This is a genomic window from Mycolicibacterium litorale, assembly GCF_010731695.1.
In the GTDB taxonomy this organism is placed as follows: Bacteria; Actinomycetota; Actinomycetes; order Mycobacteriales; family Mycobacteriaceae; genus Mycobacterium; species Mycobacterium litorale.
On record NZ_AP022586.1, the window covers coordinates 1,682,258 to 1,694,937 of the forward strand.

At 69.6% G+C, this 12,680-nt stretch carries 14 protein-coding genes; 2 read left to right on the forward strand and 12 right to left on the reverse strand.

The genetic code is table 11. From position 1 onward, the window contains the following. Window positions 1-31: 31 nt before the first annotated feature. The 7 genes from G6N30_RS07735 to G6N30_RS07765 form a co-directional block, all read right to left on the reverse strand. Window positions 32-766 (reverse strand): DUF72 domain-containing protein, encoded by a 735-nt coding sequence (locus tag G6N30_RS07735; RefSeq protein WP_134051565.1) that lies wholly within the window; start codon window positions 764-766, stop codon window positions 32-34. After that, window positions 763-1,392 (reverse strand): HhH-GDP family DNA glycosylase, encoded by a 630-nt coding sequence (locus G6N30_RS07740; protein ID WP_134051566.1) that lies wholly within the window; start codon window positions 1,390-1,392, stop codon window positions 763-765. The genes G6N30_RS07735 and G6N30_RS07740 overlap by 4 nt, the downstream gene beginning before the upstream one ends. 38 nt (window positions 1,393-1,430) lie before the next feature. Next, on the reverse strand, window positions 1,431-1,796 hold the full coding sequence (locus G6N30_RS07745; protein WP_134051567.1) for a TfoX/Sxy family protein: 366 nt from the start codon (window positions 1,794-1,796) through the stop codon (window positions 1,431-1,433). Then, window positions 1,793-1,981, reverse strand: a complete 189-nt coding sequence (locus G6N30_RS07750; protein WP_134051568.1) for a hypothetical protein — start codon at window positions 1,979-1,981, stop codon at window positions 1,793-1,795. The genes G6N30_RS07745 and G6N30_RS07750 overlap by 4 nt, the downstream gene beginning before the upstream one ends. Window positions 1,982-2,081: 100 nt before the next feature. Beyond that, the gene (lon, locus tag G6N30_RS07755; RefSeq protein WP_134051569.1) at window positions 2,082-4,415 is read right to left on the reverse strand and encodes an endopeptidase La; all 2,334 of its coding nucleotides are present in this window, start codon (window positions 4,413-4,415) and stop codon (window positions 2,082-2,084) included. Window positions 4,416-4,477: 62 nt separating this feature from the next. Further along, window positions 4,478-4,954, reverse strand: a complete 477-nt coding sequence (locus G6N30_RS07760) for a hypothetical protein (RefSeq protein WP_134051570.1) — start codon at window positions 4,952-4,954, stop codon at window positions 4,478-4,480. A gap of 142 nt (window positions 4,955-5,096) precedes the next feature. Further along, a complete protein-coding gene (locus tag G6N30_RS07765) occupies window positions 5,097-6,089 on the reverse strand; it encodes an esterase family protein (protein WP_134051571.1) in 993 nt (330 codons plus the stop codon). Between the two features lie 203 nt (window positions 6,090-6,292). On the opposite strand from G6N30_RS07765, the gene G6N30_RS07770 reads away from it, so the two are divergent. After that, the gene (locus G6N30_RS07770; protein WP_134051572.1) at window positions 6,293-6,727 is read left to right on the forward strand and encodes a DUF1810 domain-containing protein; all 435 of its coding nucleotides are present in this window, start codon (window positions 6,293-6,295) and stop codon (window positions 6,725-6,727) included. A gap of 4 nt (window positions 6,728-6,731) precedes the next feature. On the opposite strand, the gene G6N30_RS07775 is transcribed toward G6N30_RS07770, so the two are convergent. From G6N30_RS07775 to G6N30_RS07795, 5 genes are read right to left on the reverse strand one after another with little or no spacing between them, the layout of a single operon-like run. Beyond that, a complete protein-coding gene (locus G6N30_RS07775) occupies window positions 6,732-8,033 on the reverse strand; it encodes an alpha-amylase family glycosyl hydrolase (protein ID WP_134051573.1) in 1,302 nt (433 codons plus the stop codon). After that, complete coding sequence (locus G6N30_RS07780) at window positions 8,030-8,509, reverse strand: nucleoside deaminase (protein ID WP_134051574.1); 480 nt, start codon at window positions 8,507-8,509, stop codon at window positions 8,030-8,032. The genes G6N30_RS07775 and G6N30_RS07780 overlap by 4 nt, the downstream gene beginning before the upstream one ends. 30 nt (window positions 8,510-8,539) lie before the next feature. Then, window positions 8,540-10,231 carry a tetratricopeptide repeat protein gene (locus G6N30_RS07785; protein WP_134051575.1) on the reverse strand — a complete coding sequence of 564 codons (1,692 nt, stop codon included), beginning with the start codon at window positions 10,229-10,231 and terminating at the stop codon, window positions 8,540-8,542. A gap of 60 nt (window positions 10,232-10,291) precedes the next feature. Next, window positions 10,292-11,314, reverse strand: coding sequence for an ABC transporter permease (locus G6N30_RS07790; RefSeq protein ID WP_134051576.1), 1,023 nt, complete (start codon window positions 11,312-11,314; stop codon window positions 10,292-10,294). Window positions 11,315-11,337: 23 nt separating this feature from the next. After that, the gene (locus G6N30_RS07795; protein WP_134051577.1) at window positions 11,338-11,898 is read right to left on the reverse strand and encodes a TetR/AcrR family transcriptional regulator; all 561 of its coding nucleotides are present in this window, start codon (window positions 11,896-11,898) and stop codon (window positions 11,338-11,340) included. 145 nt (window positions 11,899-12,043) lie between these two features. Here G6N30_RS07795 and G6N30_RS07800 point away from each other — a divergent pair, with 145 nt between their 5' ends. After that, a complete protein-coding gene (locus G6N30_RS07800) occupies window positions 12,044-12,430 on the forward strand; it encodes a cupin domain-containing protein (protein WP_134051578.1) in 387 nt (128 codons plus the stop codon). The last annotated feature ends 250 nt before the right edge of the window (window positions 12,431-12,680 follow it).

The following is a 12,680-nucleotide window of genomic DNA, read 5'->3' on the forward strand; positions in this document are numbered from 1 at the left end:
GCCGCAAGCCGTCGGCGCCGTGCCCGCCGGGTCAGCTCACGCGCGCCGCCAGCAGGTGACGCAGCGTGCGGGCGTTGTGCACGGCGTGCCCGCCGAGGTCGTTGTTGAAGTACACCAACACCCTGCGGCCCTGCGCGTCCCACTCGACGATGCGGTCGGCCCACCGCTGCAGCGCCTCGTCGGGATAGGACCCGGCGTAGAGGCTTTCCTGGCTGGGACCGTGCATCCGCAGATAGACCAGGTCGCTGGTGGCCCGCGGCACGCAGCGCAGACCCGCGCCGCTCATGATCACGTAGGCGGCGCGGTGGCGTTCCAGCAGCCCGTACACCGCCGGGTCGTCCCAGGAGGGATGACGCAATTCCATCGCGACGGGGATCCAGTCCGGCATCACCGTGAGGAAGTGGTCGAGCAGGGCGTCGTCGCGCTCGATGGCGGGGTGCAGCTGGACCAGCAGGGCCTCGCGCCGGTCCCCGAGTGCGGTCCAGCACCGCTCGAAGCGCTCGACCCAGGGTTCCGGGGTGGCCAGTCTGCGGTAGTGGGTGAGCCCGCGGTGCGCCTTGACCGACATCGTGAACCCCTCGGGCAGCCGCTGCCGCCAGCCCTCGAAGGTGGCGTCGCGCGGCCACCGGTAGAAGCTGGCGTTGAGTTCGACGGTGTCGAACTCCGCGACGTACAGGCCGAGGCGTTTCGCCACCGGTGTGCGCTCGGGGTACAGCACGCCGGTCCAGTGGTCATAGGACCACCCCGACGTGCCGATGCGGATCATCCGCGCACCCGATCGAGCAGGGAGTCGTCGAGTGTCGCGCGCACCAGCCCCGCTGCGAGAGCGGCCGTGCCGTCGGGGGCCAGCCGCTGCAACTCCTCCGGATCGGTGGGCAGTCCGAGGCGTTTCGCGCCGTCGAGTGCGCGGTCGTCGAAATACGGCCGCACCCACGTCCAGGTGTCCTGCACCTCCCGCAGGAAGATGCCGGCCCCGGTATCACCGATTCCCTTGAAGCCCTTGAGCTTCCGCCGAACCGCGTCGACGTCGTGGTCGTCGGCGAGCCGCCGCAGGTCGCCGCCGTGGTCGTCTTGCACGGCGCGGGCCATCTCCACCAGCCGGGTGGCCGAGCTCTCGTCGTAGCGGGCGTAACCGGCGCGGCCGAACGCCTTGATCACGGTGCCGCGGTCGGTGTCCAGTACCGCGTCGGGAGTCCGCGCTCCCGCGGCGAACAGTTCGCGGGCCGCCCGCATCGCGACGGTGGCGTCGATGGGCTTGCTGGCGAGCATGCACAGCACCAGCAGCTGGAACAGCGGCATGGGTTTGTCGGCGAGCGCGATGCCCGCCTCCTTCGCGTAGGTCCGGCCTGCCTCGCTGCGCAGGCGCTCGACGATCTGCTCCGTTGCGCCCATGGCGGATTCATTACCCGCCTCCGGCGGCGGCGAACCGGCTACTTGGGCGGAAGCCCTTTGACGTGGTCGACGCCACGGCGCACCCAGGACTGCAACTGGCGGGTCGTGCGCACACCGTCGGCGTCGACGCGCAGCCAGCCTCGGGTCTCGCGGCCCGCCATGATCATCGGGGCGACGTGGGCGCGCTGCAGCAGCGTCTCGGTCTGGTCGGCGGGCACCCGGACCAACAGGCCGCCGCGACCGCTGGCGGCCACCGCCATGTGGCCGTTGACCATGAAGGCGAGGCCGCCGAACATGCGCTTCTCGGTCAGTCCGCGCTCGGTGGCGAGGATTTCGCGGATGCGCTCGGCGAGGTCGGCGACGGAGGACTGCTGGGAGGACACCTCGTCATTCTGCGTCGTCATTCTGCGTCGGCGGTGACGTGCCAGGAACCGACTCGCGCATAGTTCGAGTCGTAGATGTCCTGTTTGTCGCCCGGCTCGAGTTCGGTGAGGTCCTTCATCGCCCCACCCCAGTAGCGCAGAATCCGGCTCACCTCGCCGTTCACGTCGGCATCATCGGGCAGGTTGACCTCCAGCACGAATTTCACGAGCGGGGAGTACCCCAACCGCCCGGATTATCTCCCCGATATTGCCGTGAGGGTCGTGGCCCCTTTCGAGACCACGACCCTCACGGCAATGTGTGCGGACTCAGGCGGCCAGCGTCGCCTGCTGTCCGGCCGGCTCCAGTGCCTGCGCGACGATGTCGGCGACGTCGGTCATCGGTCGAACATCGAGCTCGGCCAACACCTCGGCGGGCACGTCGTCGAGATCGGCCTCGTTGCGCTGGGGGATGAACACCGTCTTCAGCCCGGCGCGTTGCGCGGCCAGCAGCTTCTGCTTGACCCCGCCGATCGGCAGCACCCGCCCGTTGAGCGTGACCTCCCCGGTCATCCCGACGTCCGAGCGCACCTGCCGTCCGGTTGCCATCGACACCAGCGCTGTCACCATCGTGACGCCGGCCGACGGACCGTCCTTCGGGACGGCGCCCGCGGGCACGTGCACGTGGATGCGCCGGTCGAGCGCCGTGGCATCGACACCCAACTGCTCGGCGTGTGCGCGCACATAGGACAGGGCGATCTGCGCCGACTCCTTCATCACGTCACCCAGCTGACCGGTCAGCTGCAGGCCCGCATCGCCGTCGGTGGATCCGGCCTCGATGTAGAGGACGTCGCCACCGAGACCCGTGACGGCCAGCCCGGTCGCCACTCCCGGCACCGCGGTGCGTTCGGCCGACTCCGGCATGAACCGCGGGCGGCCCAGGTAGCCGACGAGGTCCGGTTCGTCGATGGTGATCGGCGTGGGATCCGCGGCGAGTCTGGTGGTCGCCTTGCGCATCGCCTTGGCGAGCAGCCGTTCGAACTGCCGCACCCCGGGTTCGCGGGTGTAGTCGGCAGCGATCTTGCGCAGCGCCTCGTCGGTCACGGTCACCTCGTCGGCGGTCAGCGCCGCCCGGTCCCGCTGGCGCGGCAGCAGGAAGTCGCGGGCGATGGCCACCTTGTCGTCGGAGGTGTACCCGTCGATCTGTACCAGCTCCATGCGATCCAGCAGGGCCTGCGGGATGTTCTCGATGACGTTGGCCGTCGCCAGGAACACCACGTCGCTCAGGTCGAGATCCAGATCGAGGTAGTGGTCGCGGAACGTGTGGTTCTGCGCCGGATCGAGCACCTCGAGCAGCGCCGCGGCCGGATCGCCGCGGTAGTCGCTGCCCACCTTGTCGATCTCGTCGAGCAGCACAACGGGATTCATCGAACCCGCCTCGCCGATCGCCCGCACGATGCGGCCCGGCAGCGCGCCGACGTATGTGCGCCGGTGTCCCCGGATCTCGGCCTCGTCGCGCACACCGCCGAGGGCGACGCGCACGAACTTGCGGCCCAGCGCCCGGGCCACGCTCTCACCCAGCGACGTCTTGCCGACGCCGGGGGGACCCGCCAGCACCATCACGGCGCCGGAGCCGCGGCCGCCGACGACCTGCAGCCCGCGCTGGGCGCGACGCGCCCGCACGGCCAGGTACTCGACGATGCGGTCCTTCACGTCGTCGAGGCCGTGGTGGTCGGCGTCGAGGATCTCCCGAGCGGCCGTCAGATCCGTCGAATCCTCGGTGACGGTGTTCCACGGCAGGTCGAGCACGGTGTCCAGCCAGGTGCGGATCCAGCCGCCCTCGGGGCTCTGATCGCTGGCGCGTTCGAGTTTGCCGACCTCACGCAGCGCGGCCTCGCGCACCTTCTCGGGCAGGTCGGCGGCCTCGACACGGGCCCGGTAGTCGTCCGGGTTTTCTTCGCCCTCCGGTCCAAACTCCCCGAGTTCCTTGCGGATCGCCGCGAGCTGCTGGCGCAGCAGGAACTCCTTCTGTTGCTTCTCCATGCCGGACCGGACGTCCTCGGCGATCTTGTCGTTGACCTCGACCTCGGCGAGGTGGTCAGCGGTCCAGTCGATCAACGCGCGCAACCGCTCGACGACGTCGGGTGTCTCCAGCAGTTGACGCTTCTGCACCTGCGTGAGGTACGAGGCGTAGCCGGCGGTGTCGGCCAGCGCCGACGGGTCGGTCAGCTCGTTGACGAAGTCGATGATCTGCCAGGCCTCGCGGCGCTGCAGCATCGCCAGCAGCAGCTTCTTGTACTCCGCGGCCAGGGCGCGGGTGTCGTCGGTGATCTCGGGTTCGGGCACTTCCTCGACCGAGACCCACAGGGCCGCGCCGGGTCCGTTGACGCCGGCGCCGATGTGCGCACGGCTCTTGCCGCGGACGACGGCGGCGGTGCCGTTGCCGCCGGGGATGCGACCCACCTGCACGATCGTCGCGAGGACACCGTAGGTGGGGTAGCGGTCGCCGAGTCGGGGAGCGATGAGCAGCTCACCGGATTCGGTGGCGCGGGCCGCGTCGACGGCGGCCCGGGCGGTGTCGTCGAGTTCGATCGGCACGACCATGCCGGGCAGCACGATCGCGTCACTCGAGAACAACACCGGCACTGATGTGGCTTGAGCCATGTGATCCTCCAAAGTTCAGTCAGATCGACTCAACCTTGGCGGCGGGCGGTTTGTTCCCCGGGTCAGGGTTCCTCGGTCTGATACGGCGACCGGCTCCGGCGCGGCCGGTCCAGCCAGCGCGTGACCCGCGGTTCGAACACGGCGAGCAGCGTGGCAACGACGAACCAGAGCAGCGCCATCACCACGGTGGTGTTCCACGCGTCCATCGAGTAGCCCTCGGGGTCCTCGCTGTGGAAGTACGGGCCGACGATCCCGAACTGAATGGCCGGAGCGACGGCGATGCAGAACGCCAATCCGGTGGTGGCGCCGAATGCTCCCCGCAACAGCAGGGCCCTGGGCGTGTGGGTCGGCGGTGCGGGCCGGTGGTGGGCCAGCAGGATGAGCAGCAGCATCAGGCCGATGACCACGGCGAGCAGATCCCAGTCACCGCCCCCGAAGATGAAGGCGACGGCACCGGCGACGGTGGCCAGCGCCAGCGCGCCGGGGTCCACCCGCGGTTGCTGTTCGTACGCCGGTACGGCAGTGCCCTCGTCGACCATTGCGCCACTCTAAAGCCGCGGCCGGTCGACGAGGGGGTCGTTTGCCGCCCGACACTCCCGAAAAGGCAGGGAGCCTGCCGTGGGGGTGACGGCAGGCTCCCTGGTTGTGGGTGGTTCTACAGGCTGGGGTCAGACACGGGGATCAGACACTGCCCTGTGCGCCCAGCACCCGCTGGATGTCCGGCTTCATCTGCTGCAGCTGCTGTCCCCAGTAGCCCCAGGAGTGAGTGCCGTTCGCCGGGAAGTTGAACACCCCGTTGGTACCGCCCGCGGCGATGTAGTTGTCGCGGAAGGAGATGTTGGTGCGCAACGTGAATCCCTCGAGGAACTGGGCGGCCATCAGGTTGCCGCCGGATGTTCCGGCGTCGAGCTCCGACGGGGTGCCGGTACCGCAGTAGATCCAGACGCGCGTGTTGTTGGCGACCAGCTGGTTCATGTTGACCATCGGGTCGTTGCGCCGCCATGCCGGATCGCTGGCCGGGCCCCACATGCTCTCGGCGTTGTACTTGCCGGAGTCCTGCATCGCCAGCCCGATCAGCATCGGCCACCAGCCCTCGGAGGGGTTGAGGAAGCCCGACAGCGACGCCGCGTAGATGAACTTCTGCGGGTGGTAGATCGCGTAAGTGAGCGATGCGCTGCCGGCCATCGACAGGCCCACGACGGCGTTACCCGTCTGGGAGACACCGCGGTTGGCCTCCAACCACGCGGGCAGTTCCTGGGTCAGGAACGTCTCCCACTTGTAGGTGTAGTCCTGGCCGTTACCCCGGGACGGCTGGTACCAGTCGGTGTAGAAGCTGGACTGTCCGCCGACGGGCATGACCACCGACAGCCCCGACTGGTGGTACCACTCGAACGCGGGGGTGTTGATGTCCCAGCCGTTGTAGTCGTTCTGCGCCCGGAGCCCGTCGAGCAGGTAGACCGCGTGCGGTCCGCCGCCCTGGAACTGGATGCGGATGTTGCGGTTCATCGACTGGGAGAACACGTCGAGGTACTCGACCGGAAGACCCGGTCGCGAGAAGGCACCTGCGGTCGCCGTGACCCCTGCGAATCCCATCAGGCCCGGCAGTGCGGCCGCGGCGACCGCGACCACCGCCAACCGGCGCCTCCAGTTTCGCAACGTGCTGAGGAATTTCATAACGGCAAGCCACCCACCTTTCATCGCATGCCACAAGCATTTGCCGTCGCTTATCGGTCCCCATGAAACACGCGCCCCTCCTGTCACACACGTACCAACACGGGTCTGCGATATCGCGGTTGGCTAACGGTTTCGACTCGGCCCGTTACGAACCCGGTGCCCGTGGCTGCATGGCGTGCGCCACGGACGGGTAGTACCGGATCGTGACCGACTCCGACACCGATCCCTACGACCTCCAGCGATTCGTCGATGCGCAGGATCCCGTGTACGACACCGTGATCGGCGAGCTGCGCGCCGGGCGCAAGCGCACGCACTGGATCTGGTTCGTGTTCCCGCAGCTGCGCGGCCTCGGCCGAAGCCCGACCGCGCAGCACTACGGCATCGCCTCGCGCGAGGAGGCGGAGGCCTATCTGCGCCACGATGTCCTCGGGGCGCGGCTGAGGGAGTGCACCCGCCTGGTGCTCGCCATCGGCGGCCGCTCGATCGGGGAGATCTTCGGCTCACCCGACGATCTCAAAGTGCGCTCGTCGATGACGGTGTTCGCCCGCTGTACCGACGACGACGCGGATTTCCGCGGCGTCCTCGACAAGTTCTACGGCGGTCAGGAGGACTCCGCGACCGTCGAGCGGTTGTCGTGACCGCTCAGACCGGTGCGACGACGACCCATCCGTGCGGTGGCACGGTGACGTGGTCGACGTCCTCGGCAGGCGGCGCACCCGAACCGGCCACCACCCGTCCGCGGCCCAACGCGGTCCGCCGCAGCGACACGGCCAGCGGTTCGTCGCCGACGTTGAGGGCCACCACGAGCGCGTCGTCGCCGCGGCGCACCTCGTAGACGTACTGCTCGTTGGTCAGCTGCACCGCGCTGCTCGTCGCCCGGTGCAACCACGGATGGCGGCGGCGCAGCCCGATCAGGAACTTGTGCAGCCGGAAGATGTCACTGTCTTCGGCTGGCGGAGAGGCGAATTCGGGGCGTACCGCGTCGTCACCGCCGGCCCGGTCCTCCTTGACGCCGCGGTATCCCAGTTCGTCGCCTGCGTACACGCTGGGCACCCCGCCGATCGTGAACAGCAGCACGAGCGCGTGTTCGACGTGGCGGGGATCGGTCAACCGACTGGCGATGCGGGTGACGTCGTGGTTGCCGACGAAGGTCATCGGCGCGAACGTGGCGAGGAAATCGTTGTGCCGCTGCAACGCCCAGTCGAGTTCGTGGAAATTGGCGTCGTTGAGGCTGCTCCACACGGCCTTCCACAACTCGTACTGGGTGACCGAATCGAATCCGGCGGCCACCCGCTCGGCGTAGTCGCCGTGGATGACCTCGCCGACGAACCACGCCTGCCGATGGCGTTCCCGCACCCGCGGCAACACCTCGGACCAGAACCGGTCCGGAACGGCGTACGCGGCGTCCAGTCGCCAGCCGTCGGCCCCGCGGGCCAGCCAGTGCGACATCACCTCGACGGTGTAGTCGATCACGGCGGGATTGCGGTGGTTGAGCGCGATCAGCTCGCCGTGCCCCTCGAAGTTCGCGAAGCCGTCGCGGCCCCGGCGAAACCACGCCGACGACGGATGGTCCGGGCCGCCGTCGAGCGCCTCGCGGTAGCGCGGGAACTCGGTGCCGACGTGGTTGAACACGCCGTCCAGCAGCACCCGTAGCCCACGCCGGTGTGCCTGGTCGACCAACTCGTCGAAGTCGCCGTCGTCACCCAGTCGCGGATCGATCGCATAGTGGTCGGTGGTGTCGTAACCGTGTGTGCGCGAAGCGAACACGGGGCCGAGCGCGAGTCCGGACGCACCGAGCGCGATCGCGTGGTCGAGCCAGTCCACGATCCGGCGCAGCCGGTGTTCGCCGGCGGCGGGCGGGGGATCGGCGGGAAAAGCGCCGACGAATCCGAGCGGGTAGATCTGCCACCAGATGACGTGCTCGACCCACGCTGGTTCCGTCATGTGCCGAACTTCTCCCGGTAGAGGGCCTTCATTGCTTCGGTGAGCTCGGGCGCCGGTCCGTCGACCGGCACCGCGGGTGCGATGTCACCGATCGGCAGGGTGGCCACCGGCGGCGCGGCCGCCCCCCACTCGGCCAGCCAGCCACTCAGCTGTGCCGACGACGCGGCGTAGACGATGCGGCCCAGTCCCACCCAGGCGTGCGCGGCGGCGCACATCGGACAGTGCTCCCCGGATGTGTAGACGGTGGCGGCGGCGCGCTCGTCGGGGTGCAGGTTCTCCGCGGCCCATTTCGCGATCGCGAACTCGGGGTGTCTGGTGCGGTCGCCGCCGCTGACCCGGTTGTGGTCGGCGAAGCGGACCCGGCCGGCACGGTCGACGAGTACGGAACCGAACGGCTCGTCACCGGCGTCGAGCGCCTCGCGCGCGAGGTCCACGCAGCGGCGGAGATGGTCGAGGTCCGTCTCGCTGATCGCCACAGGCCGGAGTCTACGCAGCGGACATCGTGCTCAGGACGCGCAGCAGCCGTCGGCGACATCGAGCCGGCAGGCACACGAGGCGTTGACCGGCACATCGGCACGCGCTTTGGCCAGGGTGAGCTGCTGACCGATGATCGTCGCCTCGGCGCTGCGCCCCAGCCGGTGCAGGCACTCGTGATAGCCGTGCAGGCTCCACACGTTGCCGGGGTGCTGCGACGACCGGCTCAGCGCGGGGTCCAGGCCCAGGTCGGCGGCGTACACCGCCGCGGCCTCCTCGACTCGGCCCTGTTCGAGCAGCAGCGCACCGTAGGCGTGGCGGGTCGGTTGCATCCAGCCCCACGGTTCGTCGTAGGGCAGCGAGTCGTCCAGTTCGATGGCCCGGCGCAGATGTGCGAACGCCTCGTCGAACAGCCCTGCGCGATAGGCGATCTCACCGTCGAGCATGGCCTCGGCAACCGCGAGGATGTCCCGGCTGGTGTTGTTGAACAGGTAGCGGGACTCCGGGATCCGGGCATAGGCGGCGGCGAACGCGTCACGCTCGGCGCGCGCCTGGTCGAGGTGTCCTCTGGCGGCGTGTGCGACGCCGCGCCCGTAGTGGATCGTCGCGGTCGTGGTGCAGTACAGCGCCTGATCGTCGGGGAGGGGTTCGGCGATCAGGTCGTCCCAGCGGCCGAAGCGCACCAGAACGTGCACCCGCAGGGGAACGAAGGCCTCCAGCCAGTCGGCCATCGGAGGTGATTCGATCGCGAGCAGTTCCGGCGTCAGCTGGCCCGCGAGTTCGTCCGCGGCTTGCAGTGCGACCGCCGAGGATCCCTCGAACATCGCCGAATACACCACGAAGTGCAGATCGTGGGCGCGGTAGAGCGAGTAGAAGTTCAGCGGTCCGGCACGGTCGACGAAGCGCCGGTCGGCCTCGACGGCGGCGAGGTTGGCGGTCACCGATGCGCGGTACTGCCCGCACAACACGTCGATGTGGCTCGGCATGTGCTGCAGGTGGCCGGCGTCGGGCACCAGCCCCCGCAGCAGGTCGGCGGCGGGCAGCGCGTCCTCGGGGGTCGCCGACATCTCCATCGTGTGCAGGTACAGGTGCAGCACGCCGGGATGCTCGCGCCCCGCGGCGGTGTCGAGCGCCGCATCGAGGATCGCCTTGGCGGCCACCACCCGTGAGCCGGGCGCCGGTTCCCCGGTCCGGGTGTCCCACAGCGCCCACGCGGTGATGTTGACCAGCGCGTCGGCGGCCAGCGCCTGGACGTCGACGTCCTCGGGGTAGGCCGCCGCGAGTTCGACCATCGCGTCGGCGTAGGCCGGATGTCCGTCGTCCAGCGCCGCGGTCTGGCCCGGGTCGTCGACGGGGAACCGCGCCTGCAGCGCCTCGATCAGGCCGCGTTCGACGGCCGACGCCCGGCCGTCCGCGGCGAGTCGCAACTCCATCCGCGCCCGCGCCAGCGATGCGCCGAGGTCGACCGGATCGAACGCCTCCCACGGCTTGTTGTAGTTCGGGCCGACGGCGTACGCGACACCCCAGCGGGCGATGGCCAGATCCGGGTCGAGTTGCAGCGCCCGCTCGAAGCAGTGGACCGCCTCCTCGTGGTTGAACGCATACGCCCACACCATGCCGCGGTCGAACCACTCCTGGGCTTGCGGCGACGGGGTGTCGACGGGCCGGTGGTAGGAGCCGAGGTCGTAGTACGGCTCGGCGTCGATACCCAGAGGGATCGTCATGCCGTCTCCCGTCGGTCGGATGTCACCGTCGTCAGTGTGACGGCTCTCCATGGGAGAACGTCAAGCCAGGAGGCGAGATTCATCCGCGCGACGCGTCCGCGAACGGAGGACCGTGGCCAGCGCGGCGAGTACGCACCCCGCCGCCGCCCACGCCCCGAGCGTCAGCATGGCGGTGGCGGCGCCGTTACCGCCGAAGTACTGCAGGCTGCGCAGCAATTCCACCCCGGAACCCTGGGGCACGATGTGGGTGAACAGCCGGTAGAAGCCGGAGAGCAGCGGCCGTCCCACCGGGCCCGCGGCCGCGGCGTTGCCGACGATCACCAGGAACAGGGTGAGCACCAGCGACGCGATGGTGCCGAACGCCGCCGCCACACCGGTGACCGCACCGCCGACGGCCATCGCATACAGCCACAGGGCGCCGAACAGTGGGGCGGTGTGGCCGGTCAGTGCGCCGAGTCCGCCGTCGACATAGGCGGTCACCCCCGCGGCCAGCAGTGCCGAGTGGCCGGCCAGGCTCAGGGTGCGCAGACCCAGCGTGCGCGGAGTGCGGGCGGCACCCATCATCCTGCTCAACAGTGTCGCGCCGACCGAGGCGCCGATGGACAGGAAGATCACGGCGTAGAACTCGACGGTCCCCGACGGGTCGGCGGCGGTCGTGGGGGCGACGTCCTCGACGACGGTGTTCAGTCCGGCCCCGCCGGCGAAGGCGCGACCGACGGATTCGGCGGCGGTGACGACGCTTCGGCCGCCACCGCCGGCCACGTAGACGGTCAGCGTGCGGTCGGCGCCGACGGCGAATCCGGCGTCGGCGCGGCGTTCGTAGACCAGGTCCCGCACGCTCGCAGCGTCGGGGGATTCGGTGACCGCCAGCGCGTTCTGGCTCTCGAGCGCCTCGAGTAGCTGCGGGGGAGCGGCCACGGCGACGTCGAGGTGGCGCAACGTCGGGTTGGCGAAGGCGCCGGAATAGCTGGCGATCATCGCGACGACGAAGAGCAGGAGCGCCACCATCGCGGCTGCCGTGAGGACCAGCCGCGATCGCAGGTCGGGTCCGGCGGGATGGGACGGTGCGGCGTGTTTTGCCAAGGGAGGGAGATCCTTTCGGGAAGTCAGAGGCCGAGCAGCGCGTAGACGGTGTCGAGCGCGGCGGTCACCCTGGTACGCAGGTCGTCGCTGTGCGGGTCCTCCATCCAGGACCGCAGCACTTCCATGAAGCCGCCGACCAGGAACCGGCTGACCGCCTCCGGTGACAGGGCCGCGGCCGGGCCGAGTACCGGTGCGGCCTCTTCGGCGATCGCGGTGCAGGCGGGCAGCAGTTCGGCACGGAAGGCCGAGACCACCCGCTGGGCGACCGCGGTGCCGACCACATGGCGGTACATCGCCCGGTGTTCGGCGGCGAAGTCGAACAGCCGGAGGATCCGGGTCCGGGCGTCGCCGTCGAGATCGGTTGTGGCCGCAGCGAATGCGGCGGTGAAGGCGGTGGCGATCGCATCGTCGCGATCGCCGAAGTGCTGATAGAACGCCTGCCTGCTGACACCGGCGTGGGCGACGAGATCGGCCACGGTCAGCTCGTCGACGGGTCGCCGGGTGACCAGGGTGAGCGCGGCGTCACGCAGACGTGCGCGTAACCGCTCCGCACGCGGATCCGCGCTGTGTGTCCGTGCTGCCACCTGGAGCAGCCTAAGGTGCTTCGTAGACAGATGTCTACGAACTACGGAGGTGTTCTCCGGCACCCGTCGACGTGAAATGTGACGGACCGCGCGCCACTCGCACGTTCGTCCGGCAGTCACGGAGCGCGGACATTACGGTGACGGCATGATCCGGTGTGTGCGGCTGTGGACGGGTGAGAACGACGCGTCGCACTTCGAGATCGGCCGGCTCGACATGTGGCCCGGCCGCAACGACGACCTCGTCTCCGCCGTCATGCCCGCCACGCACGTCACCCTCGAGGAGACCGCGACCGGGGGAGCGCTGGCCTGGCACACCGCGCCGGTGCGGCAACTGGTGGTGACGCTGGCGGGTTCGCTGGTGTTCTCCACCCGCGACGGGCACGAGTTCACGCTGGGTCCCGGCGATGTGCTGCTGGCCGAGGACACCGCGGGGTCGGGACACAAGTGGCGGCTCGAGGGCAGCGATCCGTGGCAGCGGATGTACGTCGTGCTCGCGGAGAACGTCGAGGTGGCGTTCGTCGCGGCCGACTAGTGGCCCGCCACCACATCGCTTTCGTCGACGATTGCCGGGCCGGCCGCCCAGGCGACCCGCGGCGGTGGATCAGCCCGATGAACGACAGCATCGCACCCTCTCCGAGCACCTTGAGCCCGTCGTCGGCGACCCGGTGCCGCCGGCGTGAGACGCCAGGATCTCGGCAATGGACGGTCCGCTCACCGGACCCCGCGGCTCACCAGGCATACGTGCGGATTCTCAGCACGGTGATGGCGTCCGCGGGTCGACC